Source organism: Streptomyces sp. NPDC029152, from assembly GCF_055564355.1.
Genome location: NZ_JBVHWR010000003.1, coordinates 327,405 through 353,351 on the forward strand (window position 1 = coordinate 327,405; position 25,947 = coordinate 353,351).

Sequence of the window (25,947 nt, forward strand, 5' to 3'; positions counted from 1 at the left end):
ACGCCGGTCGCGCCGCCCTCGCCGCCGCCGGTGCCGACCGTCGGCTCACCACCGCCGTCCGTCGGCTCACCGCCACCGTCCGTCGGCTCACCGCCGCCGTCCGCCGGGGTGGACGGTGCCGTCTGGCCGTCGGTCGGCTCGCCGGTCGGCTCCTCCGTCACGGTCTGCGACGGCGTGTAGGACGGCGTGTAGGGCCGCTCCCAGTCCCCGCCGCCGGTGCCGCCGCCCCCGTGGTCCTCGCCCGTGCCCGGGTCGGAGGTCTCCTCGGTCGCCTCGTCGCTGGGCGACGAGGAGGGGGACTCGCTGCCGGTGCTCTGCGAGGTGGTGGGCGACGGGGAGGTGTCCGTGCCGCCGCCCTTGCCGTCGCCGCCGCTGTTCAGCGCCAGCGCGACGCCCGCGACGACGGCGATCACCGCGAGGACGGCCAGGATCCACAGCTTGCCCCGGCCGCTGCCCTTGTTGCCGTGCCCCTCGAAGCCTCCGTCGTCGCCGGCTCCGTAGCCGCCCGGCAGGATCTGCTGGGGGATCTGCGTGGTGCCCGGGCCGTGGTCCGGGTGCGGCAGCACCGTCGTGCCCGCCATCCCGGCCGCCGGCGTGTGCCGGCCGTCGTGCACGCCGACGGGGCCGGTGTTCCAGGTGCCGGTGTGACCGCCCTGCTCGTAGAGCATCTGCAGTCCGTACTGGACCAGTCCGCGCATCTCCTCGGCGGTCTGGAAACGGTCGTCGGGGTCCTTGGCCAGGGAGCGCATCACCAGGCCGTCGAGCTCCGGCGGGCAGGCGTCGGACGCCTCGGAGGGGGGCGTCGGGATGTCCTGGACGTGCTGGTAGACCACCGACAGCGGGGTCTCGCCGGTGAACGGCGGGCGCAGCGCCAGGAGCTCGTACAGCAGGCAGCCCGTCGCGTACAGGTCGGAGCGGTGGTCGACGGCCTTGCCGAGGGCCTGCTCCGGGGAGAGGTACTGCGGGGTGCCCATGACCATGCCGGTCTGCGTCATCGTCGTGGACGCGCCGTGCAGGGCGCGGGCGATGCCGAAGTCCATCACCTTCACCGCGCCGTTGTGCGTGATGATGACGTTGGCCGGCTTGATGTCGCGGTGCACGATGCCGTGCTGGTGCGAGTAGGCGAGCGCCTCCAGGACGCCCGAGACGATGATCAGGGCCTGCTCGGGGCCGGGTGCCTCCGCGTTGAGGAGGAGGTCGCGGATGGTACGGCCCTCGACGATCTCCATCACGATGTAGGGCACGGACTGGCCGCCGACGAAGTCCTCGCCGGAGTCGTACACGGCCACGATGGCATGGTGGTTGAGCCCGGCCACCGACTGTGCCTCGCGTGTGAAGCGCGCCTTGGAGACCGGGTCCTCGGCCAGATCGGCGCGCAGCAGCTTGACCGCCACGGTGCGGCCGAGGCGGACGTCCTCGGCGGCGAACACCTCGGCCATGCCGCCCCGCCCGAGTCTGCGGGTCAGCCGGTACCGGCCGTCGCCGACCAGTCCGCCGTTGCCCCAGGTCTCCGGTGCGTCAGCCATACCGCCGCCAGTAGCCTCGGGTTCGGACGGGCCCTGGGCGCGCTGCTGCTGTGCCATCAGTCCTCGCCGTCGTTTCTGCCCGCGGTGCGCGCGGTGTTGTTACGGTCTCCGTCGGCCACGCTACAGCCTCCGCGCAAGCCTCCGGTCCGAGATGGACCCCGGGGCCGGCATCGAGACGGACCGGCCATGAAACCCTGGGTCCGTGCTGTCGTGCAAGTTCCGTGTACCAGCCGTACGCCCGCGGTAACGCTTGCGCGACGCTTCTTTCGCGTACGGTCACGGAACGGGCACCGCGCTTGACGTGTCACTGCCCTGGGGCAGACTTGGCCGGGAATAGCACTTTCGATCAACGCGCCCGGGCCGCTGCCGCCGGCGCCTACGGGGGAAGCAGAGACATGAGCCAGGACGCCGGACAAGGCCGGTACGCGGGACGCGCGCTCGCCGGCGGCCGCTACCAGCTGCGCGACTTGCTCGGCGAGGGCGGCATGGCCTCGGTGCACCTGGCGTACGACGCGGTGCTGGACCGTCAGGTCGCGGTCAAGACGCTCCACACCGAGCTGGGCCGGGAGCAGGCCTTCCGCGAGCGCTTCCGCCGCGAGGCCCAGGCCGTGGCCAAGCTCACGCACACCAACATCGTCTCGGTCTTCGACACCGGCGAGGACGATCTCGACGGCGCGACGATGCCGTACATCGTCATGGAGTACGTCGAGGGCCGGCCGCTCGGCTCGGTGCTCGACGAGGACGTCCGGCAGTACGGCGCCATGCCCGCCGACAAGGCCCTGAAGATCACCGCGGACGTGCTGGCGGCGCTGGAGATCAGCCACGAGATGGGCCTGGTCCACCGGGACATCAAGCCGGGCAACGTGATGATGACCAAGCGCGGCGTGGTCAAGGTGATGGACTTCGGCATCGCCCGCGCCATGCAGTCCGGTGTGACGTCGATGACGCAGACCGGCATGGTCGTCGGCACCCCGCAGTACCTCTCGCCGGAACAGGCCCTCGGCCGCGGCGTGGACGCCCGCTCCGACCTGTACTCGGTCGGCATCATGCTGTTCCAACTGGTCACCGGGCGGCTGCCGTTCGACGCGGACTCGCCGCTGGCCATCGCCTACGCGCACGTGCAGGAGGAGCCGGTGGCTCCTTCGTCGGTGAACCGCGCCCTGCCGCCGGCCGTGGACGCGCTGGTGGCCCGCGCGCTGAAGAAGAACCCCAACGAGCGCTTCCCCAGCGCCGAGGCCATGCGCGACGAGTGCCTGCGGGTGGCGGCCTCCTTCCAGGCCGCCCCGCCGAGCATCGTCCCGGGCACGCACACGCCGAGCGGCGCGGGTGTCGGCTCCGCCGTGTTCCCCCCGGTCGACCAGGCCGGCCGGGCGCCCACGGGCCCCGTCCAGACCCCGTACCAGCCGACGCCCGCGCCCAACCCGTACGGCACCCCGGCGCCGGCGGCGCCCTCCCCGGCGTACGGCTATCCGCAGCAGGGCGGCTACCCGGCGGCGTACGCGCCGCAGCAGGGGGCACCGACGCCGCCGTACACCATCACGCCCCAGGCCCAGGGGTCCGGCCCCTCGGGCGGCGGCAGGAGCAACAAGCTCGTGATCATCGGTTCGGCGGTGGTCGCCGTCCTGGCGGTGGGCGGACTGATCGCGGCGCTGACGATGAGCGGCGGCGACAAGGACCCCGAGGGCGGCGGCGGTGCCGGCGCCTCCGCGTCGGTCAAGCCGGAGGGCTACCGCGGGCCGGACAAGACGAAGACGATCGACAAGGACAAGTGCACGGAGCCCGAGGAGTCGTACAACGACCCCGACATGATCGAGGTGCCCGACTTCACCTTCAAGCACATCGACTCGGTCAAGGAGTGCTTCCAGGCCGCCGGCTGGACGATGAAGATCGTGGAGGTCGACGAGAACACGTACGGCGAGGGATCGGTCAGGGAGCAGTTCCCCACGGCCGGTACGGACGTCGACCCGGAGAACATGCCGCAGATCCAGCTCAAGGTGTCGACGGGCAAGCCCGCGTCCTCCTGACCCCGCGCGCACGGCGAAGGGCCCGGCAGCCGCTGCTGCCGGGCCCTTCGCCGGCTCGGTGCCCCGGAGGGCCTACAGGTAGGGGCCGCCCGAGCGGCCGCCCGGGTGCGGTTCCTCGCCGTCGTGGCCCGCGCCCGGCGGGAGGGCGCGGCGCATCTGCTCCAGCTGCGCCCGCGCGGCCATCTGCTGGGCGAACAGCGTGGTCTGGATCCCGTGGAACAGGCCCTCCAGCCAGCCGACCAGCTGGGCCTGGGCGATGCGCAGTTCCGCGTCGGTGGGCGTCGCGTCGTCCGTGAAGGGCAGGGAGAGGCGCTCCAGCTCCTCGACCAGCTCCGGGGCGAGGCCGTCCTCGAGTTCCTTCACCGAACTGGCGTGGATCTCCTTGAGCCGGACGCGGCTCGCCTCGTCCAGGGGAGCGACGCGCACCTCCTCCAGCAGCTGCTTGATCATGCTGCCGATCCTCATGACCTTCGCAGGCTGCTCCACCTGTTCCGTCACCGGGATCTCACGGGACTCCCCGTCCCCTTCACCGCCCCCGCTCAGGGCCATTCCGTCCTGGCCGACGACCAGGATCTGGGGGTTCTCCGACGACCTGTCGTTCCTCGGCATCTCCATGCCCGCCATTCTCTCGCACCCGTACGCCGCATCCGTGTGGTGCCCCCGGGCAACCGTGATCCACCACGTACGGAGCAGTTCGGAATGCCGGGACGGCGGGCAGGCGTGAGGCTTGTGCCGTCGATCGCGGACGTGCCGGCACCCCGGTGCCGGCGCCGCCGGAATCGACGGCCGCCGATTCTGACGACTGCTCACCGGGAGGGGGTCACCGACATGACTCCATGGCTGCGCACCATGCGCATGACGGGGCTGGCGGGAGTTCTGGGGGCGGGCGTGCTGCTGTCACCGTGCGCGGCGGGGGCGGCACAGGGCGCCGGGTCCGCGGTGTCGGAGGCTTCGGTGCCGGGCCCCTCGGTGCCGGGGGCCTTCGCGCCCCCCTCCGCCCCGGTGTCGGCGCCCGCCGGGGGACAGGCGGGATCCGGTCCGGACGCCCCCGGCGACCCCGACCGCCCCGGCCGTCCCGAGCACCTCGAGCACCCGGCCGGGCCCGGCCCCTCCGACGGACCGCGCCGTCCGGGCGGCCCCGGCGCCAGTCCACCGGCCGCCGCCTCCGCGACCGCCGGCGCGTCCCGCGCCGAGGACGGCCGCCCGACGTCCGGTGCCGACCGTGGGCCGGCGACGCGCTCCCCCGCCTCCTCGGAGGCGCTCCCGCCCGCCTCCGCACCGGACGGCGGGCCGTCCCGGGCGGGGAGCGCGGCGGGCGAGGGCCGGCAGCGGCCGGGGCGGCCGGAGGCGGGGACGGCGGTGGAGAAGCGCACGAAGACCGGGGCCGATCAGGAGGGCATCGGCGGCAGGCGCCTTCACGACCGCCCCGGCCACCCCGACCACCCGGCCGGTGTCGTGTCGTCCGGGGAAGCCGTCCTGCCGTCCTCGGCGGCCCCGACCCGGTCCGAACCGGTGTCCGGCACGCGGACCGAGGGAGCCGCCGGGCCCGTCCTGAGGGTCCTGCCCCTGGGCAGCGGGCTGGTCCTCGTCGGCCTCGGGCTGGCCCTGGCCTTCGTCGGCCTGCGCCTGCGACGGAGCGGGGCGTAGGGCGGTACGGGGGGTGGTCCGTACGACTACGGCGCCGCGACCAGCAGCACCTTGCCGATGTGACCGCTCTCCTCCACGACGCGGTGCGCGGCGGCCGCGTCGCTCATCGGGAGCTCGCGGTCGACGATCGGGCGGACGTGGCCCTTGGCGAGCAGCGGCCAGACGTGTTCGCGCACGGCCGCCACGATGGCCGCCTTCTCCTCCGCCGGGCGGGCCCGCAGCGAGGTCGCGCTGACGGCGGCGCGCTTGGCGAGGAGCATGCCGATGTTCAGCTCGCCCTTCCGCCCGCCCTGCATGCCGATGATCGCGAGCCGCCCGTTGACGGCCAGCGCCTGCACGTTGCGGTCCAGGTACTTGGCGCCCATGTTGTCCAGGATGACGTCGGCGCCCGCTCCGCCGGTGGCCTCCTTCACCTCGGCGACGAAGTCCTGCTCCCGGTAGTTGATCAGGATGTCGGCGCCCAGCTCGGCGCAGCGCTCCAGCTTCTCCTCGGTGCCCGCCGTCACCGCGACCTTCGCGCCGACGGCCTTGCCGAGCTGGATCGCCATGGTGCCGATGCCGCTGGAGCCGCCGTGCACGAGGAGCGTCTCGCCGGGGCGGAGGTGGGCGACCATGAAGACGTTCGACCAGACCGTGCAGACCACCTCGGGCAGGGCCGCCGCCTGCTTGAGGCCGACGCCCTCGGGGACCGGCAGCAGCTGACCGGCCGGGACGACGACCTTCTCGGCGTAGCCGCCGCCGGCGAGCAGCGCGCACACCTCGTCGCCGACGGACCAGCCCGACACCCCCGGCCCGAGCGCGGCGATGCGCCCGGAACACTCCAGGCCGGGGTAGGGGGAGGCGCCGGGCGGCGGGTCGTAGAAGCCCTGGCGCTGCATGATGTCGGCCCGGTTGACGGCGCCGGCCGTCACCTCGACCAGGACTTCGCCCTCGCCGGGCACCGGGTCGGGGACCTCGGTCCAGACGAGTGTCTCGGGGCCTCCGGGTTCGGAAATCGTGATCGCGTGCATGGGGGTGACGCTACTCCTCGGCCCCCGGCCGGGCCCCTCGGACCGCGCCCGCGGCCGGAACCGCTTCCCCGCGCTGCGCCGCACGACCGCGTCGGCCGTCATGCTCGCCGTGGGCCCGCGCCTCGGCCGCCGGCCGGACGGCGGCTTCGCCGGCGTCGTCGCCGGGATCGCGCTGCTGCCGGTGTTCTCGTTCGCCTTCCCGTGGATCCGGACGGTGTCCGGGCCGATGCCGCGGACCGGGAAGCCGGCGATGAGCGTCAGCATGACGGTGGTCTTCCCGCTCACCTTCCCGTCCGACGGCTTCGTCGACCCGAGGGCCATGCCGGACCGGCTCCAGGCGTTCGTCGGCAACGGCCCCGTCACGCGTCTCGCGTCCGCCGTGCGGGGGCCGGTGGCAGGAGAGGGTGGCCGGGCGGCGAGATCGGCTGGACGCGGGGCCGGGCGGCCCTGTTCCTGCTCGTCCTCGGGCCGGTCACCGTGCGGCTGCACAACCGCACGCAGGCGGCCTCCCGGGCCGGCGCGGCACACGGAGCGATCCCGTCGGCCGGCCCGGTGCCGTCGTCAGTCGCGGGGCAGGGGGCGGGTGTCGGGGGCCACCTGGGTGCCCGGTGTCGCGCGGACGATGGTGATCAGGCGGTCCGTCAGTTCCAGTCTGCCGACGGCGGGGTCGTCGTACCCGAGCACCCGGTGCCCGCGCAGGACGCTCACCACCAGGTCGTCCGTCTCGCGCGGACTCCTGCCCACCTCCGCCTTTATGACGGGCCGTTCGACGAGGTCTAGCCCGCTGCCCTGGCTGATCAGGTCCTCCATCACCATGCCGGCGGCGGGGCTGAGCACGGAGAGCCCGAGCAGGCGGCCCGCGGCGCTGGCACTGGTGATCACGGCGTCCGCGCCGGACTGCTTCAGCAGTGGGGCGTTCTCCTCCTCCCGCACCGCGACCACGATCTTCGCGGAGCGGTTGAGCTGGCGGGCCGTCAGCGTCACCAGGACCGCCGTGTCGTCGCGCTGGGTGGCGATGATGATCTGCTTCGCCCGGTAGACCTCGGCCCGGTTCAGCACGTCGCTGCGCGTCGCGTCGCCGACCACCCCCGCGAAGCCGTGGGCCGTCGCCGCGTCGATCGCCTTGCCGCTGGGGTCGACCACGACGACCTGCTCCTTGCGCAGGCCCGTCGCGCACACGGTCGAGATCGCCGACCGCCCCTTCGTGCCGAAGCCGACGACAACGGTGTGATCGCGCAAGGTGGACCTCCAGCGGGTCAGGCGCCACTCCTCCCGAGTGCGCTCGGTGAGGGCTTCCAGCGTGGTGCCGACCAGGATGATCAGGAACAGCACGCGCAGGGGCGTGATGACGAAGATGTTGGTCAGCCGGGCGGCGTCGCTGACCGGGGTGATGTCGCCGTACCCGGTGGTGGAGAGGGTGACGGTGGCGTAGTAGAAGGCGTCGAGGAGATCGACCGAGCCGTCCGAGTTGTCGTTGTAACCGTCGTGGTCGGCGTAGACGATCAGCGCGGTCATCAGGAGGACCACCAGCGCCAGGGACAGCCGCTTGCCGACCTGGCGGATCGGGTGTTCCACCATCTTCCTCGGGAGCTTCACCCGATGGGTCACGAGGTGCTCGTCCGCCTGGCGGGCGATTGCGTCCTGGCCCGGGAGTTTCACGTGAAACACACTCCGATTCCGCCGGTGGTCCAAGGAAGGTCGAGCAGCTCGGCCTCCTCCCCCGGCCGCACACCGCCGGGGGGTACGACGGCCAGGGCGTCGGCCGCCGCGATGCCGCGCAGCATGGCCGGACCGTTGTAGTGCAGCGGCACGGCCCCCTCGCCGCGCAGGACGACGGGGGCCAGCCGGGTGTCGTACGGGTGCCCGTGCACCGCGTCGCGCAGCGGCAGGGTGTACGGCTCCGGCGCCGGGCGGGCCGCGAGGGTGCGCAGCAGCGGCTCGGCGAGCGTGAGCAGTCCGGAGACCGCGGCGAGGGGGTTGCCGGGCAGGCCGACGAGGTGCCGTCCCTCCGCGATGCGGGCCAGCAGCATGGGGTGGCCGGGGCGGACCTTCACGCCGTCCACGAGCAGTTCGGCGCCGATGCGGCGCAGGGTCGGGTGGACGTGGTCGACGGGGCCCGCGGCGGTGCCGCCGGTCGTCACGATCAGGTCGGCGCCGGACTCCGTGACGGCCCGGTGCAGCGCGTCGGCGTCGTCGCCGATCCGCCGGACCGCGCCGGTCTCGGCGCCCAGGGCCCGCAGCCAGGGCGGCAGCATGGGACCGAGCGCGTCCCGGATGAGACCGTCGTGCGGCAGGCCCTCGGTGAGCAGCTCGTCGCCGAGGACCAGGACGTCGACGCGGGGGCGGGGAACGGCGGTCAGCGTGTCGTACCCGGCGGCCGCCGCGAGGCCCAGGACGGCCGGGGTCACGAGGCTGCCGGCGGCCAGCAGCCGGTCGCCGCTGCGGCACTCCTGGCCGCGCGGCCGGATGTCCTGGCCGTGGGCGGCCTCGCGGGTGGGGTGCAGGCGGCCTCGTTCGTCGGTGCGGCCGTGCTCGGTGCGCAGCACCGCGGTGGCACCCGGGGGGACGCGGGCACCGGTGGCGATGCGGACGGCCTCGCCGTCGGTGAGGGGCGCGGGCCCGGCGTGCCCGGCCAGGACGCCCCCGTCGCGCACGGTCCAGGGGCCCGGTCCGGCGACCGCCCAGCCGTCCATCGCGGAGGTGTCGAAGGAGGGCAGGTCGGTGAGGGCGGTGAGGGGTGCGGCCAGGGTGAGGCCGAGCGCGGCGTCGAGCGGCACGGAGACCGGCGCGCGGCGGCCCGTGCGGGCACCGGACCGGCCGGCCCGCTCGGCGGCCGACCGGGCCTCGGGCCACGGGGTCGCACGGTGCGGGGACTCTGCCGGTGGGTGCGGGGCGGCGCGGTGACCGGGTCGGGCGTCGCCGGCGGGGTCCGCCCGGCGTCCTGCGCGCGGTCCGGGGCCGGGGTGCGCGCCGGGCGCGGGGGCCCGGTCGCCCGGCGCGTGGGGCCGGTCGCCGGGCGGGGGCCCGGGGTTCTCCCGCACGAGGGCGAGCGCCTCCTCGACGCCCAGGTCCTCCGCCTCCCCGCCGGCGCGTGTGCCGGGGGAGGTCATCAGGCGTCCGGTCGGGGGTCGGGGGTGGCGTCGGGGGCGGCGTCCGGCCCGCCCGCCGCGGGGGCGGATCCGTCGCCGGCCGCCTCCTGCGCCCAGCGCTGGGCGAGGGCGGCGGCCTTGCGGGCGGCCTCGGCGACCGCCTCGGTGCCTCCTCCGGCCCGTGCGGCGGCGTAGCCGACGAGGAAGGTGGTCAGAGGAGCCGCGGGCCTGGCCACCCCGTGGGCGGCGTCCCGGGCGAGGTCGAGCAGGACGAGGGTGTCGACGTCCAGGTCGATGCCCAGTTCGTCCTTGGCTGCGGAGATCCATTCATCCAACACGTGCCCATGCTCCCTGATGCGTGCCCTGGCGGTGGCGATGTCGTCCCAGGTGTCGCAGTCGAACGAGGCGACGGCGTCGGGGACGCGGGTGAGACGCAGACCTGCGGTCAGACGGCGCAGCGGCAGCCCGGAGAGATCCGTCCCGTCGTCACCGGTGAGCGCGGCGAGTCCACGGCGCAGCGCCGGCGCGCGGTACGCGGCGACGAGGGGCTGGTCGCGGCCGTCGGCGTCGGTGAGCAGCACGCCGTCGGCGTCGCTCGCGGCGAGGGCCGCCGTCAGCCTTCCGACGACCGGCCCGGCGAGGAACGGCAGGTCGGCCGAGACCACCACGACGTGCTCCGCCGTGGTGTGCCGCAGCCCGGCGGCGAGCGCGGCGAGGGGCCCGCCGCCGGGCGGTTCCTCGCGGGCCCAGGTCACCGGCCGCGCGGTGGGCCGGGGGTCGGCGACGACGACGGTGGTGCGGGCCCCGGCGCAGGCGGCGAGCACCCGGTCCAGCAGGGCACGTCCGCCCACGCGCAGACCGGGCTTGTCCGCGCCGCCGAGCCTGCGGGCGGCGCCGCCGGCGAGCACGACGGCGTCGTACACGGCGGGGGCCGGCCCCGGCGGGGGGCCGGTGCCTGCGTCGGGCTCGCCCTGGAGTTCGTACGCGGTCACCCCCCGAGTATGCGTGTCCGCGCGATCACAGGGAACGCGGGGGAGCCCGCGGTCAGAGGGGACGCGCGGGCACTCCCGTCACAGCGTGCGCAGCAGCACCGCCGGCTGTTCCACGCAGTCCGCCACGTACCGCAGGAAACCGCCCGCCGTGCCGCCGTCGCACACCCGGTGGTCGAAGGTGAGCGACAGCTGGACGACCTGACGGACCGCCAGCTCTCCCTCGTGCACCCAGGGCCTGGCGACGATGCGGCCGACGCCGAGCATGGCCGCCTCGGGGTGGTTGATGATCGGCGTGGAGCCGTCGACGCCGAACACGCCGTAGTTGTTCAGCGTGAAGGTGCCGCCGGTCAGCTCCCCCGGGGTCAGCCGGCCGGCCCGGGCCGCCTCGGTCAGCCGGGCGAACTCGGCGGTGAGGCCCTCGGCGTCGCGCGCGTGCGCGTCCCGTACGACCGGCACGACCAGGCCCCGGTCCGTCTGGGCGGCGAAGCCGAGGTGGACGTGGCCGAACCGGACGACCTCCCTGGCCTCCGTGTCGACCGTGGAGTTCAGCTCGGGGAAACGGGCGAGCGCGGCGGTGCAGATCCGGGCCAGCAGGGCGACGAGGGAGATCTTCGGGCCGCCCGCCGCGTTCATCGCGGCGCGGGCCCGCATCAGCTCCGTCGCGTCCGCGTCCACCCAGCAGGTCGCGTCCGGTATCTCGCGCCGGCTGCGGGAGAGCTTGTCGGCGACGGCTCCCCGGACGCCCTTGAGGGGGGTGCGGACCTCGGCCGGCGGCCCTCCCGCGAGGGCGGACGCGGACGCCCGGGGCCCGTCGGCCGGGCGCGGGGCGGTGCCGGTCTGCGGGGCCGCCGGACGGCCGCCCCGCGCCGCGGCGGCGCGCAGCGCGTACTCCACGTCCGCGCGCAGGATCAGCCCTTCGGGGCCGGAGCCGGTGAGCTCGCGCAGGTCCAGGCCGTTCTGCCGGGCCAGCCTGCGCACCAGCGGGGAGATGACGGGGACGGGGCCGTCCGCCGGCGCGGCGGTGCGCACCCGGCCGTTCATCCGTCCGGAATCCGCCGAAGCGGCGGACACCGCCCGCTGCGGGCGCACCCTGCGCCGCCGCGCGGGCGCCTCGGACGTGCCGTACCCCACCAGGACGTTGCCCGAGCCCTTCGCCTCCCCGGCGCCCTCGTCGGTGCCCGGGTCCCGCGCCGGCTGTCCGCCGGCGGGGCGGGCGGCTCCGGCGCCCTCGGCGCCCTCGCCCACCGCCACCGTCAGCAGCGGCGCGCCGACGGGCAGCTCCGCCCCCTCCTCGCCGAAGCGGGCGGTGACCACACCGCCGTAGGGGCAGGGCACCTCGACCATCGCCTTGGCCGTCTCGACCTCGACGACCGGCTGGTCGACGGCGACCACGTCGCCGACCTCGACCATCCAGCGCACGATCTCCGCCTCGGTGAGCCCCTCACCGAGATCGGGGAGCTTGAACTCCAGCACCTGTGCCATCAGCTTTCGGCCTCCCACTGCAGGCGCCCCACGGCGTCCAGGATCCGGTCCACACCGGGCAGGTGGTGACGCTCCAGCATCGGCGGCGGATACGGGATGTCGAACCCTGCCACACGCAGCACCGGCGCCTCCAGGTGGTGGAAGCAGCGCTCCGTGACCCGGGCCGCGATCTCCCCGCCCGGCCCCCCGAAGGAGCCCGACTCGTGGACGACGACCGCGCGCCCCGTCCGCCGCACCGAGGCGCACACCGTCTCGTCGTCGAACGGCACCAGGGAGCGCAGGTCGACGACCTCGAGGTCCCAGCCCTCGGCCCGGGCCGCCTCGGCGGCCTCCATGCAGACGACCACCGACGGCCCGTACGTGATGAGCGTGGCGCTCCGCCCGGAGCGCCGCACCACCGCGCGGCCTATGGGCTCGACGGGCGCCGGTTCCTCGGGGTTCCAGGAGTCCTTCGACCAGTACAGCCGCTTGGGTTCGAGGAAGACCACCGGGTCGTCGGAGGCGATGGCGGCGCGCAGCAGCCCATAGGCGTCGGCGACGGTCGCGGGCGTGACGACATGGAGCCCCGGAGTCGCCATGTAGTACGCCTCGGACGAGTCGCTGTGGTGCTCGACGCCGCCGATGCCGCCGCCGTAGGGGACGCGGATGGTCAGCGGCAGGGGCATCCTGCCGCGGGTTCGGTTGCGCATCTTGGCGACGTGGCTGACGACCTGCTCGAACGCCGGGTAGGCGAAGGCGTCGAACTGCATCTCCACGACCGGGCGCAGCCCGTACATCGCCATGCCGACCGCGGTGCCGAGGATGCCGGCCTCCGCCAGCGGGGTGTCGGTGCAGCGGTCCTCGCCGAACTCGGCGGCGAGTCCGTCGGTGACCCGGAAGACCCCGCCGAGGGTGCCCACGTCCTCGCCCAGGACGTGCACGGCCGGGTCGGCGGCCATGGCGTCGCGCAGCGCGCGCGTGAGGGCCTGCGCCATGGTGGCCGGCTTGACGGCGACGGTGGTCATCGGTGCGTCCCTTCCGGCCCGGTTCCCGCCTCGGCCTCCGCCGCCAGCTCCGCCCGCAGCAGGTCCCGCTGCTCGCGCAGCTGCCCGGTGGGCTCGGCGTAGACGTGCGCGAAGAGGTCCATCGGGTCGAGCTCCGCGTCCTGGTTCATGCGTGCGCGCAGGTCGGCGGCCATGGCCTCGGCGTCCTCGCGGGCGGCCGAGACGCCCTGCTCGTCGAGGAGCCCGCGTTCGGTCAGCTCCCGCTCCAGCAGTTCGACGGGGTCGTGCCGGCGCCAGGCCTCGACCTCGGCGTCGCCCCGGTAGCGCGTCGCGTCGTCGGCGTTGGTGTGCGCGTCGACGCGGTACGTCACCGCCTCCACCAGCGTGGGCCCGCCGCCCCCGCGCGCGCGGCGCACGGCCTCGGACAGGACCTCGTGGACGGCGGCGGCGTCGTTGCCGTCGACCAGGCGGCCGGGCATCCCGTAGCCGACGGCCTTGTGGGCCAGCGACGGGGCGGCGGTCTGCTTGGCGAGCGGCACGGAGATCGCGAAGCCGTTGTTCTGCACGAGGAAGACGACCGGGGCCTGCCAGACGGCGGCGAAGTTGAGCGCCTCGTGGAAGTCGCCCTCGCTGGTGCCGCCGTCGCCGACCATGGCCAGCGCGACCACGTCGTCGCCCTTGAGGCGGGCGGCGTGCGCGAGGCCGACGGCGTGCGGCAGCTGGGTGGCGAGCGGCGTGGACAGGGGGGCGACCCGGTGCTCGTAGGGGTCGTAGCCGGTGTGCCAGTCACCGCGCAGCAGGGTGAGGGCCTCGACGGGGTCGACCCCGCGGGCGACGACGGCGAGCGTGTCGCGGTAGCTGGGGAAGAGCCAGTCGCGCTCCTCGAGCACCAGCGCGGCGGCGACCTCGCAGGCCTCCTGACCGGTGCTGGACGGGTAGACGGCGAGCCTGCCCTGCTTGGTCAGGGCGGTGGCCTGCGCGTTGTACCGGCGGCCGCTCACCAGCCGGGCGTACAGCGTGCGCAGCAGCTCGGGGTCCGTCCGCTCGGCGGCCTTCGTGCCGAGCACGCGGTACGGCTCCGTGTCGGGCAGCAGCGGCGCGGGATCGGTACGGGGCTGCCAGGCGGGCGGCGGTGTGGGCCGGTACGCGCCCCGCTGCTCCATGACCGTCATGACGGCACCTCCTCGTGGGAGCGGCTCGGGGCCCGGCACGGGTGTGACGGGCCTCACCTACCGATTGTTCGGTCGTCGGCACATTTTGGCTACAGGCACCCTCAGGCTGTGGACAAACGGTTCTCCACAGCCTGAGATGGACGCAGTACGTCCATGGTAGGAAAGCGGGGGCACATGGCATCTGAACAAATGGCCGAGCGCCCGGGCGAAGCCGGCGGCGCGGCCGATGCCGGCGCCCCGCCGCCCCCGCGCCCGCTGGACGCGATCGACCAGGACATCCTGCGCATGCTCCAGGCGGACGGCCGCGCCTCGGTACGGTCGGTCGCCGAGCGGGTGCACGTCTCGCGCGCGAACGCCTACGCGCGCATCAACCGGCTCGTCGAGGACGGCGTCATACGCGGCTTCGGCGCCCGCGTCGACCACGAGCGCGCGGGGCACGGCACCTCGGCGTACATCACGCTGAAGATCGTCCAGAACTCCTGGCGCACGGTCCGCGCGCAGCTCAGGAAGCTCCCCGGCGCCTCCCACATCGCCCTGCTGGGCGGCGACTTCGACGTGCTGCTCCTGGTGCACACGCCCGACAACCGGGCCCTGCGGGAGCTGGTCCTCACCCGTCTCCAGGCCATCCCGGAGGTGCTCAGCACGCGCACGCTGCTGGTGTTCGAGACGGAGGACCTGGAGCCGCAGGGCTGAGCACGGGGCCCGCGCCCGGCCGCCGGCTCCGGCTCAGGAGGTCCCGCGCAGCCCTGCGAACACCAACCGCGCCACCGCGTCGACCACTTCGCGCTCGCCCGCGCCGCCCCGGCCGTCGGGCCCGTCGGGGCGGTACCACTCGACGATCGAGTTGATCATGCCGAAGACCAGCCGCGTCGCGAGCCGCCCCTCCACGTCCGCGCGCACGTCGCCCTCGGCCGCCGCGGCCTTGAGCAGCTCGGCGACCCGGTGGTCGAACTCGCGCCGCCGCTCCAGCGCCCAGCGCTCGGTGACGGTGTTGCCGCGCACCCGCAGCAGCAGCGTCACGTACGGCAGTTCGGCCATGAGCACCTCGACCGTGCGCCGCACGACGTACTCCAGCCGGCCCGCGGCCGGCCCCACGCGCGCGGGCTCCTCGTCGAGGATGCCGAACAGCTCGTCCAGGGCCCGGCTCACGGCCCGGCGCAGGAGTTCCTCCTTGCCCGTGACGTGGTGGTAGATCGACGACTTGGAGATGCCGGCCGCCTTGGAGAGGTGCTCCATGGAGGTGCCGTCGTAACCGCGCTCGATGAAGACCTGCACGGCGACGGAGAGCAGCGTCTCGGGCGTGTAGGTGTCGCGCCTGGGGGTGGTCATGGGGTGTCCTCCCGCTGCACGGTGGCGCACGCGTACCGGTGGAGCGCGAGGGACGGCGCGTAGCGGCCGGACTGATCGCGCTCGTGCAGGTAGTCGAGGAGGGATCCGGCCCAGCCCCGGCCGAGACGGCGGCACCACTCGAAGGGCCCGAGCGGGTAGTTGACGCCGAGCCGCATCGCGGTGTCGACGTCCTCCTCGGTGGCCACGCCCTTGGCGACCGCCTCCACGGCCAGGTCGATGATCCGCGCCACCGTGCGCGCGACGATCATGCCGGGGACGTCGCCGATGACGCTGACCTTCTTGCCCAGCGCCTGGAACAGGCCGGTGGCCTCGGCGACGGTGCGCGGTGCCGTGTCCTGGGAGTGGGACAGGGCGACGCGCGTGGCCGTGCGGTAGTCCAGCGCCAGGTCGAAGTGGACGACGTCCCGGTACTCCACCGAGGTCTGGCCGTCGGCGAGCACCAGCCGGCCGCCGCCGGGCAGCACCAGCCGCGGGCCGTCGTCCTCGTCCTCCTCGCGGACCTCGATGCCCGCCTCGCGGATCATCGCCACCAGCTCGGAGGCCGGCCCCAGGTCACCCTCGACCACGACGTGCGCGGGCGCATCGGCCGGCTCGGCGGTGTGCGGTCCGGGCCGCTCGGCGCCGTCGCGGTAGTCGTACCAGCCCTGTCCGCTCTTGCGTCCGAGGCGGCCGGACTCGACCAGGCGGCGCTGGGCGAGCGACGGCGTGAAGCGCACGTCCTGGAAGAACGCCTGCCACACGGAGTGCGTGACGGACTCGTTGACGTCCTGCCCGATGAGGTCGGTCAGCTCGAAGGCGCCCATCCTGAAGCCGCCCGACTCGCGCAGCACGGCGTCGACGGTGGCCGGGTCCGCGCCCTGGTCCTCGTAGACCGCGAAGGCCTCGGCGTAGAAGGGGCGGGCGATGCGGTTGACGATGAAGCCGGGGGTGTCCGCGCAGGCCACCGGGGTCTTGCCCCAGGCGCGGGCCGTCTCGTACGCGCGCGTGGCCGACGTGACGTCGGTGGCGAACCCGGAGACCACCTCCACCAGCGGCAGCAGCGGGGCGGGATTGAAGAAGTGCAGTCCGACGAAGCGGCCGGGGACGCGCAGCGCGCCGCCGACGGCGGTGACGGACAGGGAGGAGGTGTTGGTGGCGAGCAGGCAGTCGTCGGCGACGACGTCCTCCAGGGCGCGGAACAGCTCCTGCTTGACGTCCAGCCGCTCCACGACCGCCTCGACGACCAGCGCGCAGCCGGCGAGCCCGTCGAGGGCCTCGACGGGTTTCAGCCGGGCGCGGGCCGCGTCGCGGTCGGCGGCGGTGAGGCGTTCCTTCTCGACGAGCCGGTCGAGCCGGGCGCCGATCGCGTCGGCCGCGTCCCGGGCCCGCCCGGGTGCGGCGTCGTACAGCCGTACGGGGTGGCCCGCGACCAGCGCCACCTGGGCGATGCCCTGGCCCATGGTGCCGGTGCCGACGACGGCCACGGGGCTGCTGGGGTCGAGTGCTGTCATGTGCGCGATCCTCCCGCACGAGGTTTTCCACGGATGCGGCGGTCCCCCTTGTCCCGACCGATCGTTCGGTTACTCTAGCCGTGTCCGCTTGTTTCTGCCCAGGTTTCCCCCAGGTCACGACTCGACGGAGAGCTCGTGAGACGAGGAGTTGGTCCCGCATGGCCGCCGAACTCACCGCGCCCCAGCTGATCGACCGGCACCGGCCGACGCTGGACCAGGCGCTGGAGACGATCCGCACGCGCGCGTACTGGTCCCCCCACCCCGAGCACCCCAAGGCCTACGGGGAGAACGGCAGCCTGGACATGGCCGCGGGCAAGGCCGCCTTCGACGCCCTGCTCGGCACCCGCCTCGACCTCGGCCAGCCCGGCACCGACGACTGGGTCGGCGGCGAGGTCTCCCCGTACGGCATCGAGCTGGGCGTGGAGTACCCGCACGCGGACCCCGACGTGCTGCTGCCCGCGATGCGGGCCGGCCAGGGGGCCTGGCGGGACGCGGGCGCGGAGCTGCGCGCGATGGTCTGCCTGGAGATCCTCGGGCGGATCGCCGACCGGACGACGGAGTTCGCGCAGGCCGTCATGCACACCTCCGGACAGGCCTTCATGATGGCCTTCCAGGCGGGCGGCCCCCACGCGCAGGACCGCGGCCTGGAGGCGGTGGCCTACGCGTACGCCGAGCAGGTCCGCACCCCCGGCACGGCTCGGTGGAGCAAGCCGCAGGGCAAGCGCGATCCGCTGGAGCTGACCAAGCGGTTCACGCCGGTCCCGCGCGGCATCGGCCTGGTCATCGGCTGCAACACCTTCCCGACCTGGAACGGCTACCCGGGCCTGTTCGCCTCCCTCGCCACCGGCAACGCGGTCCTGGTCAAGCCCCACCCGCGCGCGGTGCTGCCGCTCGCCCTCACCGTCCGGATCGCCCGCGACGTCCTCGCCGAGGCGGGCTTCGACCCGAACCTGGTCGCGCTGGCCGCCGAGCGCCCCGGCGAGGGCATCGCCAAGACGCTGGCGACCCGCCCCGAGATCCGGATCATCGACTACACCGGCTCCACCGCCTTCGGCGACTGGCTGGAGGCCAACGCCCGCCAGGCACAGGTCTACACGGAGAAGGCCGGCGTCAACACGGTGATCGTGGAGTCGACCGACGACTACAAGGGGATGCTCTCCAACCTGGCCTTCTCGCTGTCCCTCTACAGCGGCCAGATGTGCACCACCCCGCAGAACCTGCTGATCCCCCGCGACGGCCTCCGCACCGACCAGGGCGACAAGTCCTACGACGAGGTCACCGCCGACCTGGCCCGCGCCGTCGACGGCCTCCTCGGCGACGACGCCCGCGCCAACGCCCTGCTCGGCGCGATCGTCAACCCGGACGTGAAGGCCCGCCTGGAGGCCGCCGCCGGCCTCGGCGAGGTCGCCCTCGCCTCCCGCGAGGTGGCCAACCCGGACTTCCCGGACGCGGTCGTGCGCACCCCGGTGATCGTCAAGCTGGACGGCGCCAAGCCCGACGACGAGGCCGCCTGGACCAGCGAGTGCTTCGGCCCCGTCTCCTTCGCCGTCGCCGTCGACTCCGCCGCGCACGCGGTGGACCTGCTGCGCCGCAGCATCCGGGAGAAGGGCGCGATGACCGTCGGCGCGTACACGACCGATCCGGAGGTCGAGCAGGCCGTGCAGGAGGTCTGTCTGGAGGAGGCGGCCCAGCTCTCCCTCAACCTCACCGGCGGGGTGTACGTCAACCAGACGGCCGCCTTCTCCGACTTCCACGGTTCGGGCGGCAACCCGGCCGCCAACGCGGCCCTGTGCGACGGGGCGTTCGTCGCGAACCGCTTCCGGGTGGTGGAGGTCCGGCGCCAGGCCTGACCTAGTCGGACGCGGGCGACGCGCCCCCGGCGGCACTCCAGTGGTACAGCGTCATGGCCACGCTGGTCGCGAGGTTGTAGCTGGATACCTGGGGGCGCATCGGCAGCGCCACCAGGTGGTCGGCCCGCGCGCGCAGCTCCCCCGACAGCCCGCTGCGCTCGGAGCCGAAGGCGAGCAGCGCGTCGTCGGGCAGCCTCATCCCACGGATGTCCTCGCCCTCCGGGTCCAGCGCGAACACCGGCCCGGGCGGCAGCCGTGCCGCGTCCAGCCGCTCCACGGCGGTCGCGAAGTGCAGCCCCGCCCCGCCGCGCACCACCGTGGGGTGCCAGGGGTCGAGCGGGCCCGTGGTGACCACGCCGGTCGCCCCGAAACCGGCGGCCAGCCGGATCACCGCACCCGCGTTGCCGAGGTTGCGCGGCTGGTCGAGGACCACGACGGGGCTGGTGCGGGGCGTGTGCGCCAGCGTCCGCAGCGCGGCCTCGCGCGAGGGACGTACGGCCAGGGCGGCCACCGCGGTGGGGTGCGGGCGCGGCACGAGGGACGTGTACGCCGCGTGCGGCACCTCGGCCAGCAGACCGTCCAGCGCCCGGCGGACGTCCGGGGCCAGTTCGTCGGCGAGGGCGAGGACGCCCGCGCGGTCGCTGGTGACGGCCACCGGGACGACGGCGCCGAAACGCAGCGCGTGCTTGAGGGCGTGGAAGCCGTCGAGCAGCACACACGTGTCGGCGTGCCCGCGCCAGACGGAAAGGGCGCCGGGGCGGGGCCCGGGGGCGGGGTCGGTCATGCCGTGAAGCCTACGTGCGCCCGCTCGGCGTCCTCCCGGGCGGCACGGGGCGCCGGCACCTTCCCCCGGCCGGCCCCGCCCCCCGCCAGGCGGCCCCGCGCGCGTGCCGCCCACCCGCCCAGGCGGCGCAGGAACGAGGTCGGCAGGAAGACCGTGTCGGCGGCGATCATCGCCAGCGAGAAGAACGGCAGCCCGAGCACCACGGCGATCACCACGTGCTCGGTGATCATGGCGACCAGCAGGACGTTCTTGATCCGCCGGTTGAAGAGCGTGAACGGGAAGGCGACCTGGACGGCGACCGTGCCGTACGTGACGAGCATGACCATCGTGCCGTTGGCGGCCAGCGCCTCGGAGAGACCGGGCCAGGGCGAGAAGTAGTCCAGGTGGAGGGGGTAGTGGACCGCGGTGCCGTCCTGCCAGCGCGAGCCCTGGATCTTGTACCAGCCGGCGGTCGCGTAGATCAGGCAGGCCTCCGCCATGATCACCAGCAGGGCGCCGTTGTGCACGATGTCGGCGACGACGTCGAGCAGGATCCGCGGCTCACCGCTCCTGGCCCACCGCCCCACACACCACCACAGGCCCTGCGCCGACCACACCGCCCACAGCAGCACCGGGACGAGCGGGTCGCCGTCGAGCCGTCCCGCCAGCGTCGCCGTGAGCAGCGCGAACCCGAGCACCGCCCACAGGGCGGGCCCGGTCCGGTCCACGACGCGCTCCCCCCGCGCGCGTGCCTCGCCCGCGAGCCGTGCCCGGCGCGCGTCCAGCGACCACACCAGGCCGCAGCGGGTGAGGACCAGGTAGATGCTCATCAGGTGCAGGACGTTGTCGCCGCCGTCCCCCATGAAGATGCTGCGGTTCTGCAGCGAGAGCACGCCGACCATGAAGAGCACCGACGCGGTGCGCGTCCGCCACCCCAGCAGCAACAGCAGGCTGCTCAGCACGGACAGCGCGTAGACGGCCTCGAACCAGGCCGTGCCGTCCCCCCACATCAACGCCGTGAACGCGCCGTTGGCCGAGATCAGCTGCTCGGCGAGGTCGTGGCTCCAGGGGCCGTCCGGGCCGTACAGCTCGTGGCGGTGGGGGAACTCGCGGAGCAGGAAGAGCAGCCAGGTCGCGCTGAAGCCGATGCGGATCACGGCGGTCTGGTACGGGCCGAGCGCGGATCCGGTGACGCGGGCGACGGCGCGCGAGACCGACAGGGCGAGACCGTTCACGCGACGCCTCCCTCCGCCTCGCCGGCGGGCACCTGCCACCAGGGCAGCTCCCGGTAGACCGGCCGGTCGGAGACCTTCTCACCGCTCCAGTCGGGCGGCGGCACAGCGGTCGTCCGGGAGCGGTACTGGACGCGCCGGACGGCGTCGCCCGGTCCCGCGGCGTCGCCGCGGCCCAGCCGCAGGACCGCGACACGGCGCAGATAGGCCTCGGACAGGGTGCCCCGCAGGCCCACCGGACGGTTGTCGGAGTCGTGGGTGGCGACGAAGAAGTCCCAGGCCCGGCGCAGCTCGTTCTGCTGGGTGTGGCTCGGCAGCGGATTGCCGTCGATGGCCCGGCCGTCCTCGGCGGACAGGTCGTACCAGCCGGTGGTCCGTACGCCGCCGTCCGCCGTGCTCACCTCGGCGCGGACCTGGACGGAGATGTTCTGCTGGAGCGGATTGGGCGCGAAGAGCTTCCAGTTCTGCTCGAACTCCGGGTAGACCCACGCGTCGACCACGGAGGCGTGCTGCTTGGACAGGGTGTTCGCCGGGGCGACGTGCAGGAACGTCAGCCCGACGTGGACGCAGACGGCGGCCGCGACGACGGCGAGCGCGAGCACGGCGCCGGCCTGGTAGCGCGGGGAGAGCGCGGCGACCCCGGTGCGGAGAGGACCGGTGTCCGCCGCGGGGGCGGCGGCCGGCGGCACGGGCTCCCCGGCGGACGCGGCGGCGCCGGACGGTCCGGTACGCGCCCCGGGCGGTCCGGCGGGTCCGCCCGGCCCGTCCGGCCCCCGCCGGGCGTCCGAGCCTGTGTCCTGCGCGTCCATTCCGCCCCGTTCCCCGGTCCGTCTTCCCGCCCGCCCTGCCGCGGGGCGCCGCGCGACACCGCTGGTGCGGGTGCTCCGCGACGCTCGAACCGGAACGGTACTCAGGACGGACCGCCGGCACAGCCCCCGGCGGACCGGCCGCGGGGTGGCCGTCGCCACACCCGCGCCGGTACCGCGGACCGTGACCGGCGCGCGGACCGCCGGGACAGCCGGGACCGCTGCGACCGCTAGAGGACGTGCCCCGGCTCGCCCTTGTCGTCCACGACGGGCCGGCCGGCGGCGGCCCACACCTGCATGCCGCCGTCGACGTTCACGGCGTCGATGCCCTGCCGGACCAGGTACATGGTGACCTGGGCCGAGCGCCCGCCGGAGCGGCAGATCACGTGGACCCGGCCGTCCTCGGGCGCCGCCTCGGTCAGCTCGCCGTAGCGGGCGACGAACTCGCTGATGGGGATGTGCAGGGCCCCGGCGGCGTGGCCCGCCTGCCACTCGTCGTCCTCGCGGACGTCCAGCAGGAAGTCGCCGTCCTCGAGGTCCGTGACCCGGACCGTGGGCACACCAGCTCCAAAACTCATGTCCCCGACGCTACCCGACGCGGTGGTCCGGCCGGACGGACCACCGTGCACGGCAGCCGGAGGCGTCGCCGCACGTCAGGCCCGGACCCACCGCACGGCGGCGCCGGGCCGGACCCGTCCCGTGCGGTCAGCGGGAGGAACGCCGGGACCGGCTCAGCCGGAAGACGGCCGCCAGCAGGGCGGCCAGGATGACGGCGCCCAGGCCGTAGCGGGCCCCGTCGCCCATGTCGCTGCCGGCCACGGCGGCCTCGGCGCCGCAGAGGACCGCGACGAGGGCGGCGGTCAGGACGGTGCTGTTCGTGCGGTCGGTGTCGCTCATGATGCTCTCTCCTCGGGACGGACCTGGAACAACTCTGGCGGTGCGGCCGCCTCCGGACGAGACGGCCGGCGCGCAGCTTGCTGCACCGCCTTCGTGCCGCTTCCTGCACCGGCGGCCGCCCGGACGTCCCCCCGGGCCCCCGCGGACGCCGTCCGCCGGCATGGTGCCGCGGGCGCCACCCGATGTATGCCTTGGGGGAAGATCAACAGGTCGTGCACACATGGAGGGACCGTGTCGCAGCCATGTCTGGGATTCCTCGGCGTCACCGAGGCCGAGGAATCCCTCTACCGCCGGCTGCTGCGCCAGGACGTGGACGACGACCGTGACCGGGCCGACGCCGGGACCGGGACCGCCGGCCGTCTGGTCGGACTGGGTCTGGCCGTCCGCACCCACACCGGCGTGCTGCGCCCGGTCGCCCCCGCGCAGGCGGTCGAGCACCTCATCGCCGGCCGGCTCGACGCCCTGCGGGAGGAACTGGAACAGGCCGCCCGCACGGGTGGCGTGGTCGCGTCGCTCCAGCGGGAACGCGCGAGCGCCCCGGCACCGCGGCCGCCGGAGGACGTCCCGGCCGTCCAGCAGATCGAGGGCATGGAGGCCGTGCGCGCCGTCATCGACGAGCTGACCTTCTTCGCCCGCAGCGAGAGCCTCACCACCAATCCCACCGGCCTCATCAGCCGGGAGTCGGCCGACTTCTCACGCCCCATCGACCTGCGCGTCCTGCGCCGCGGCGTACGCATGCGCACCCTGATGGCCGCCCCCGCCCTGGACGACCGGGCCACCATGGCGTACCTGCGCGAACTGGCCGGCAGGGGCGCGGAGATCCGGATCTCGCATCAGCCCCTGGAACGCATGATCATCTGCGACAGGGCCGCGGCGCTCACCCCCCTCGACCCGGCGCACACCGCCAAGGGCGCCCTGCTGACCCGGGAGCCCGGCCTCGTGGCCACCCTCGTCACCCTGTTCGACCGCATGTGGGCCGTGGCGCAGGAGCTGCCGGCGCCGGACGACGAGCCGCCCACCGGGATCGAGCGCCGGATCCTCACGTCGCTCCGCACCGCGGACAAGGACGAGAGCGGCGCCCGCGACCTCGGCATCTCGGTACGGACCTACCGCAAGCACGTGGCGTCCCTCATGACCCGCCTGCAGGCCGCCAACCGCTTCCAGGCCGCCCTGCTCGCCCGTGAACGCGGCTGGCTCTGAGACGGATCGGAGCGGCCGTGGGGCACCGGGCCGGTGCCGGTGCCCCACGGCGGCGGGGCTACCGCCCCAGCAGCCCCGCCAGCTCGGCCTCCCGCTCGCCCACCTGGGCCGCCAGCTGCCCGGCGATCTCCTCCAGCAGCCGGTCGGGGTCGTCCGGGGCCAGCCTGAGCATGGCGCCGATCGCGCTCTCCTCCAGTTCCCTGGCGAGCACGGTGAGCAGTTCCTTGCGCCGGTCGAGCCACTCGAGGCGCGCGTACAGCTCCTCGCCGCGGCTCGGCCGCCGCTCGGGCGCCGGGCCCGCGGCCCACTCCTCGGCCAGCGTCCGCAGTTCCGCCTCGTCGCCGCGGGCGTAGGCGGCGTTGACCCGGGTGATGAACTCCTCGCGCCGGACCCGCTCGTCGTCCTCCTGGGCCAGGTCGGGATGGGCCTTGCGGGCCAGCTCGCGGTAGAGCCGGCGGGCCTCCTCGCTCGGCCGGACCCGCTGGGGGGGCCGTACCGCCTGGCCCGTGAGCATCGCGGTGGCCTCCGGGAACAGCCCGTCCCCGTCCATCCAGCCGTGCAGCAGCTCCTCGACCCCGGGGATCGGCATCAGCCGGGCCCGTGCCTCGTCGGCCCGGCGGCGGTCCTCGGGGTCGCCGCTGCGGGCCGCCCTGGCCTCCAGGATCTGCGCCTCCAGCTCCTCGAGCCGCGCGTACACCGGGCCGAGCCGCTGTTCGTGCAGCCGCGAGAAGTTCTCCACCTCCACGCGGAAGGTCTCCAGCGCGATCTCGTACTCGATGAGCGCCTGCTCGGCGGCCCGTACGGCCCGCTCCAGCCGCTCCTCGGGCCGCGGCGCGCCACCCTGCTCGGGCTCAGCAGCTTCCGGGGTCGTCACCCGACCAGCCTAGGGCACCGTCCGCCCGCCGCCGAAGCTCCCTCACACCCCCGTCTCGGCCGCGACCCGGCCCGAGCGCACCGCGGCGAGCAGTTCGGCGTGGTCCGCCTCGGTGCGGTCGGCGTAGGCCAGGGCGAAGGCGGCCACCGCCTCGTCCAGCTCCTCGTTCTTGCCGCAGTAGCCGGCGACCAGGCGCGGGTCGGCGCTGTGGGCGTGGGCGCGGGCCAGCAGGGCACCGGTCATCCGGCCGTAGTCGTCGAGCTGGTCGGCGGCCAGGGCGGCGGGGTCGACGCTGCCCTTGCGGTTGCGGAACTGCCGCACCTGGAAGGGCCGCCCGTCGATCGAGGTCCAGCCGAGCAGCATGTCGCTGACCACCTGCATGCGCTTCTGCCCGAGCACCACCCGGCGGCCCTCGTGCGCGACCTCGGGCACGTCGAAACCGGCGGTCACCAGATGGGGTTCCAGCGCGGAGGGCCGGGCCTCCTTCACCTGGAGCACCAGCGGCTCGCCCCGGTGGTCCAGGAGCAGCACGACGTACGACCGCGTGCCCACGCTGCCCGTGCCGACGACGCGGAAGGCGACGTCGTGCACCGCGTACCGGGCCAGCAGCGGCAGCCGGTCCTCGGGCAGGGTCGCCAGGTAGGGCTCCAGGCAGGCCGCGACCGCCGCCGCCTCCCGGTCCGGCACCCGGCGCAGCACCGGTGGCGCGTCGACGAAGCGGCGCCCGCCGTCCTCGGTGGCCTCGGTCGCCCTGGCCGCGAACCGGCCGCTGGTGTTGGCCCGCGCCTTCTCGCTCACCCGCTCCAGCGTGCCGAGCAGGTCGTGGGCGTCGGTGTGGGAGACGAGTTCCTCGTCGGCGATGGCGTTCCAGGCGTCCAGCGCGGGCAGCCGGGCCAGCAGGCGCATGGTGCGCCGGTAGGCGCCGGCCGCGTCGTGGGCCGCTTCCCGGCAGGTGTCCTCGTCGGCGCCGGCCTCCCGGCCCGCGAGCACCAGCGAGGCGGCGAGCCGCTTGAGGTCCCACTCCCAGGGGCCGTGGACCGTCTCGTCGAAGTCGTTCAGGTCGATGACCAGACCGCCGCGGGCGTCCCCGTAGAGACCGAAGTTGGCCGCGTGGGCGTCGCCGCAGATCTGGGCGCCGATGCCCGTCACCGGCGTGCGCGCCAGGTCGTACGCCATCAGGCCCGCCGACCCGCGCAGGAAGGCGAACGGCGTGGCCGCCATCCGTCCGGTCCGTATCGGGGTGAGCCCGGGTATCCGGCCCCGGTGGGACTCCTCGACCGCGCTCACGGCGTCCGGCCGGGCCCCGTCCGGGGCGAAGGCGGCGTGCGCGGACCGCGGGACGCGTCCGCGCAGCGCCTTGCCCTCCGCCCTCGGCGACCCGTCGGCGGGCCACCGCGCGAACCCCGGCACCCGGGGGATCCGCCCCGCCCGCACCGCGCTGGTCCCCGCGCCGGCCCCGTCCGCCGCCGCCCCGGTGTGCGTCCCCGCCCTCGTTCCGGCCATCCGACCGTCCTCCCCGACTCCTGTACCGGCCCACGCGCCCGCCCCGGCGCACCACGG

Annotated in this window: 23 protein-coding genes and 1 pseudogene; 6 read left to right on the top strand and 18 right to left on the bottom strand. The window is 74.7% G+C overall.

Going from position 1 to position 25,947, the window contains the following annotated elements; translation table 11 throughout:
* Positions 1-1,583 (bottom strand): protein kinase domain-containing protein (locus tag ACZ4V6_RS08155; protein WP_467823804.1); only part of this gene is annotated, 1,583 nt, incomplete at its 3' end.
* Positions 1,584-1,921: 338 nt separating this feature from the next.
* Here ACZ4V6_RS08155 and ACZ4V6_RS08160 point away from each other — a divergent pair.
* Positions 1,922-3,550, top strand: coding sequence for a protein kinase domain-containing protein (locus tag ACZ4V6_RS08160; RefSeq protein ID WP_467823807.1), 1,629 nt, complete (start codon positions 1,922-1,924; stop codon positions 3,548-3,550).
* A 72-nt stretch (positions 3,551-3,622) separates the two neighbouring features.
* Here the strand turns inward: ACZ4V6_RS08160 and ACZ4V6_RS08165 are convergent, their stop codons facing one another.
* Positions 3,623-4,165, bottom strand: coding sequence for a bacterial proteasome activator family protein (locus ACZ4V6_RS08165; RefSeq protein ID WP_467823809.1), 543 nt, complete (start codon positions 4,163-4,165; stop codon positions 3,623-3,625).
* Positions 4,166-4,378: 213 nt separating this feature from the next.
* On the opposite strand from ACZ4V6_RS08165, the gene ACZ4V6_RS08170 reads away from it, so the two are divergent.
* Positions 4,379-5,197, top strand: a complete 819-nt coding sequence (locus ACZ4V6_RS08170) for a hypothetical protein (protein ID WP_467823811.1) — start codon at positions 4,379-4,381, stop codon at positions 5,195-5,197.
* Between the two features lie 26 nt (positions 5,198-5,223).
* On the opposite strand, the gene ACZ4V6_RS08175 is transcribed toward ACZ4V6_RS08170, so the two are convergent.
* Positions 5,224-6,207 (bottom strand): NAD(P)H-quinone oxidoreductase, encoded by a 984-nt coding sequence (locus tag ACZ4V6_RS08175; RefSeq protein ID WP_467823813.1) that lies wholly within the window; start codon positions 6,205-6,207, stop codon positions 5,224-5,226.
* 70 nt (positions 6,208-6,277) lie between these two features.
* Here ACZ4V6_RS08175 and ACZ4V6_RS08180 point away from each other — a divergent pair.
* Positions 6,278-6,702: pseudogene (locus ACZ4V6_RS08180) on the top strand (ABC transporter permease); the annotation flags it as partial.
* A gap of 66 nt (positions 6,703-6,768) precedes the next feature.
* On the opposite strand, the gene ACZ4V6_RS08185 reads toward ACZ4V6_RS08180, so the two are convergent.
* The 6 genes from ACZ4V6_RS08185 to pdhA all read right to left on the bottom strand — a co-directional run bounded on the left by ACZ4V6_RS08185 (position 6,769) and on the right by pdhA (position 13,925).
* The gene (locus ACZ4V6_RS08185) at positions 6,769-7,866 is read right to left on the bottom strand and encodes a potassium channel family protein (RefSeq protein WP_467823815.1); all 1,098 of its coding nucleotides are present in this window, start codon (positions 7,864-7,866) and stop codon (positions 6,769-6,771) included.
* On the bottom strand, positions 7,863-9,317 hold the full coding sequence (locus tag ACZ4V6_RS08190) for a molybdopterin molybdotransferase MoeA (RefSeq protein ID WP_467823817.1): 1,455 nt from the start codon (positions 9,315-9,317) through the stop codon (positions 7,863-7,865). Before ACZ4V6_RS08190 ends, ACZ4V6_RS08185 begins: the two co-directional genes overlap by 4 nt.
* Complete coding sequence (locus ACZ4V6_RS08195; protein ID WP_467823820.1) at positions 9,317-10,288, bottom strand: NTP transferase domain-containing protein; 972 nt, start codon at positions 10,286-10,288, stop codon at positions 9,317-9,319. Before ACZ4V6_RS08195 ends, ACZ4V6_RS08190 begins: the two co-directional genes overlap by 1 nt.
* A gap of 78 nt (positions 10,289-10,366) precedes the next feature.
* A complete protein-coding gene (locus tag ACZ4V6_RS08200) occupies positions 10,367-11,770 on the bottom strand; it encodes a dihydrolipoamide acetyltransferase family protein (protein ID WP_467823823.1) in 1,404 nt (467 codons plus the stop codon).
* A complete protein-coding gene (locus ACZ4V6_RS08205; RefSeq protein ID WP_467823825.1) occupies positions 11,770-12,774 on the bottom strand; it encodes an alpha-ketoacid dehydrogenase subunit beta in 1,005 nt (334 codons plus the stop codon). Before ACZ4V6_RS08205 ends, ACZ4V6_RS08200 begins: the two co-directional genes overlap by 1 nt.
* Positions 12,771-13,925 (bottom strand): pyruvate dehydrogenase (acetyl-transferring) E1 component subunit alpha, encoded by a 1,155-nt coding sequence (pdhA, locus tag ACZ4V6_RS08210; RefSeq protein ID WP_467823828.1) that lies wholly within the window; start codon positions 13,923-13,925, stop codon positions 12,771-12,773. The genes ACZ4V6_RS08205 and pdhA overlap by 4 nt, the downstream gene beginning before the upstream one ends.
* A 174-nt stretch (positions 13,926-14,099) precedes the next feature.
* On the opposite strand from pdhA, the gene ACZ4V6_RS08215 reads away from it, so the two are divergent.
* Complete coding sequence (locus tag ACZ4V6_RS08215; protein WP_467823830.1) at positions 14,100-14,618, top strand: Lrp/AsnC family transcriptional regulator; 519 nt, start codon at positions 14,100-14,102, stop codon at positions 14,616-14,618.
* 33 nt (positions 14,619-14,651) lie between these two features.
* On the opposite strand, the gene ACZ4V6_RS08220 is transcribed toward ACZ4V6_RS08215, so the two are convergent.
* Together ACZ4V6_RS08220 and ACZ4V6_RS08225 are read right to left on the bottom strand one after the other, a co-directional pair.
* A complete protein-coding gene (locus ACZ4V6_RS08220; RefSeq protein WP_467823833.1) occupies positions 14,652-15,254 on the bottom strand; it encodes a TetR/AcrR family transcriptional regulator in 603 nt (200 codons plus the stop codon).
* Positions 15,251-16,765 carry a 3-hydroxyacyl-CoA dehydrogenase gene (locus ACZ4V6_RS08225; RefSeq protein ID WP_467823835.1) on the bottom strand — a complete coding sequence of 505 codons (1,515 nt, stop codon included), beginning with the start codon at positions 16,763-16,765 and terminating at the stop codon, positions 15,251-15,253. Before ACZ4V6_RS08225 ends, ACZ4V6_RS08220 begins: the two co-directional genes overlap by 4 nt.
* 158 nt (positions 16,766-16,923) lie before the next feature.
* Between ACZ4V6_RS08225 and paaN the strand changes: the two genes are divergently transcribed.
* Positions 16,924-18,615: a phenylacetic acid degradation protein PaaN gene (gene paaN, locus ACZ4V6_RS08230; RefSeq protein WP_467823838.1), complete on the top strand. Its 1,692-nt coding sequence runs from the start codon at positions 16,924-16,926 to the stop codon at positions 18,613-18,615.
* Position 18,616: 1 nt separating this feature from the next.
* Here paaN and ACZ4V6_RS08235 read toward each other — a convergent pair whose 3' ends face one another.
* The 5 genes from ACZ4V6_RS08235 to ACZ4V6_RS08255 all read right to left on the bottom strand — a co-directional run bounded on the left by ACZ4V6_RS08235 (position 18,617) and on the right by ACZ4V6_RS08255 (position 22,313).
* Positions 18,617-19,399 (bottom strand): TrmH family RNA methyltransferase, encoded by a 783-nt coding sequence (locus tag ACZ4V6_RS08235; protein ID WP_467823841.1) that lies wholly within the window; start codon positions 19,397-19,399, stop codon positions 18,617-18,619.
* Positions 19,396-20,613 carry an HTTM domain-containing protein gene (locus ACZ4V6_RS08240; RefSeq protein ID WP_467823843.1) on the bottom strand — a complete coding sequence of 406 codons (1,218 nt, stop codon included), beginning with the start codon at positions 20,611-20,613 and terminating at the stop codon, positions 19,396-19,398. The genes ACZ4V6_RS08235 and ACZ4V6_RS08240 overlap by 4 nt, the downstream gene beginning before the upstream one ends.
* The gene (locus tag ACZ4V6_RS08245; RefSeq protein ID WP_467823846.1) at positions 20,610-21,419 is read right to left on the bottom strand and encodes a DUF5819 family protein; all 810 of its coding nucleotides are present in this window, start codon (positions 21,417-21,419) and stop codon (positions 20,610-20,612) included. The genes ACZ4V6_RS08240 and ACZ4V6_RS08245 overlap by 4 nt, the downstream gene beginning before the upstream one ends.
* A 227-nt stretch (positions 21,420-21,646) precedes the next feature.
* Positions 21,647-21,976, bottom strand: a complete 330-nt coding sequence (locus tag ACZ4V6_RS08250; RefSeq protein WP_467824339.1) for a rhodanese-like domain-containing protein — start codon at positions 21,974-21,976, stop codon at positions 21,647-21,649.
* A gap of 145 nt (positions 21,977-22,121) precedes the next feature.
* Positions 22,122-22,313: a hypothetical protein gene (locus ACZ4V6_RS08255; RefSeq protein ID WP_467823849.1), complete on the bottom strand. Its 192-nt coding sequence runs from the start codon at positions 22,311-22,313 to the stop codon at positions 22,122-22,124.
* Positions 22,314-22,544: 231 nt separating this feature from the next.
* Between ACZ4V6_RS08255 and ACZ4V6_RS08260 the strand changes: the two genes are divergently transcribed.
* A complete protein-coding gene (locus tag ACZ4V6_RS08260; protein ID WP_467823852.1) occupies positions 22,545-23,513 on the top strand; it encodes a TrmB family transcriptional regulator in 969 nt (322 codons plus the stop codon).
* A gap of 58 nt (positions 23,514-23,571) precedes the next feature.
* On the opposite strand, the gene ACZ4V6_RS08265 is transcribed toward ACZ4V6_RS08260, so the two are convergent.
* The gene (locus tag ACZ4V6_RS08265) at positions 23,572-24,387 is read right to left on the bottom strand and encodes a J domain-containing protein (RefSeq protein WP_467823854.1); all 816 of its coding nucleotides are present in this window, start codon (positions 24,385-24,387) and stop codon (positions 23,572-23,574) included.
* A gap of 42 nt (positions 24,388-24,429) precedes the next feature.
* The gene (locus tag ACZ4V6_RS08270) at positions 24,430-25,890 is read right to left on the bottom strand and encodes a DUF2252 domain-containing protein (RefSeq protein ID WP_467823856.1); all 1,461 of its coding nucleotides are present in this window, start codon (positions 25,888-25,890) and stop codon (positions 24,430-24,432) included.
* Positions 25,891-25,947: the final 57 nt, after the last annotated feature.

Bases quoted from the DNA above. Each gene is read 5' to 3' on its own strand.
- paaN (WP_467823838.1), top strand. From the start codon at position 16,924: ATGGCCGCCGAACTCACCGCGCCCCAGCTGATCGACCGGCACCGGCCG.
- ACZ4V6_RS08175 (WP_467823813.1), bottom strand. From the start codon at position 6,207: ATGCACGCGATCACGATTTCCGAACCCGGAGGCCCCGAGACACTCGTC.
- ACZ4V6_RS08170 (WP_467823811.1), top strand. From the start codon at position 4,379: ATGACTCCATGGCTGCGCACCATGCGCATGACGGGGCTGGCGGGAGTT.
- ACZ4V6_RS08215 (WP_467823830.1), top strand. From the start codon at position 14,100: ATGGCATCTGAACAAATGGCCGAGCGCCCGGGCGAAGCCGGCGGCGCG.
- ACZ4V6_RS08235 (WP_467823841.1), bottom strand. From the start codon at position 19,399: ATGACCGACCCCGCCCCCGGGCCCCGCCCCGGCGCCCTTTCCGTCTGG.
- ACZ4V6_RS08220 (WP_467823833.1), bottom strand. From the start codon at position 15,254: ATGACCACCCCCAGGCGCGACACCTACACGCCCGAGACGCTGCTCTCC.
- ACZ4V6_RS08255 (WP_467823849.1), bottom strand. From the start codon at position 22,313: ATGAGCGACACCGACCGCACGAACAGCACCGTCCTGACCGCCGCCCTC.
- ACZ4V6_RS08270 (WP_467823856.1), bottom strand. From the start codon at position 25,890: ATGGCCGGAACGAGGGCGGGGACGCACACCGGGGCGGCGGCGGACGGG.
- ACZ4V6_RS08160 (WP_467823807.1), top strand. From the start codon at position 1,922: ATGAGCCAGGACGCCGGACAAGGCCGGTACGCGGGACGCGCGCTCGCC.
- ACZ4V6_RS08205 (WP_467823825.1), bottom strand. From the start codon at position 12,774: ATGACCACCGTCGCCGTCAAGCCGGCCACCATGGCGCAGGCCCTCACG.
- ACZ4V6_RS08165 (WP_467823809.1), bottom strand. From the start codon at position 4,165: ATGGAGATGCCGAGGAACGACAGGTCGTCGGAGAACCCCCAGATCCTG.
- ACZ4V6_RS08200 (WP_467823823.1), bottom strand. From the start codon at position 11,770: ATGGCACAGGTGCTGGAGTTCAAGCTCCCCGATCTCGGTGAGGGGCTC.
- ACZ4V6_RS08190 (WP_467823817.1), bottom strand. From the start codon at position 9,317: ATGACCTCCCCCGGCACACGCGCCGGCGGGGAGGCGGAGGACCTGGGC.
- pdhA (WP_467823828.1), bottom strand. From the start codon at position 13,925: ATGACGGTCATGGAGCAGCGGGGCGCGTACCGGCCCACACCGCCGCCC.
- ACZ4V6_RS08225 (WP_467823835.1), bottom strand. From the start codon at position 16,765: ATGACAGCACTCGACCCCAGCAGCCCCGTGGCCGTCGTCGGCACCGGC.
- ACZ4V6_RS08245 (WP_467823846.1), bottom strand. From the start codon at position 21,419: ATGGACGCGCAGGACACAGGCTCGGACGCCCGGCGGGGGCCGGACGGG.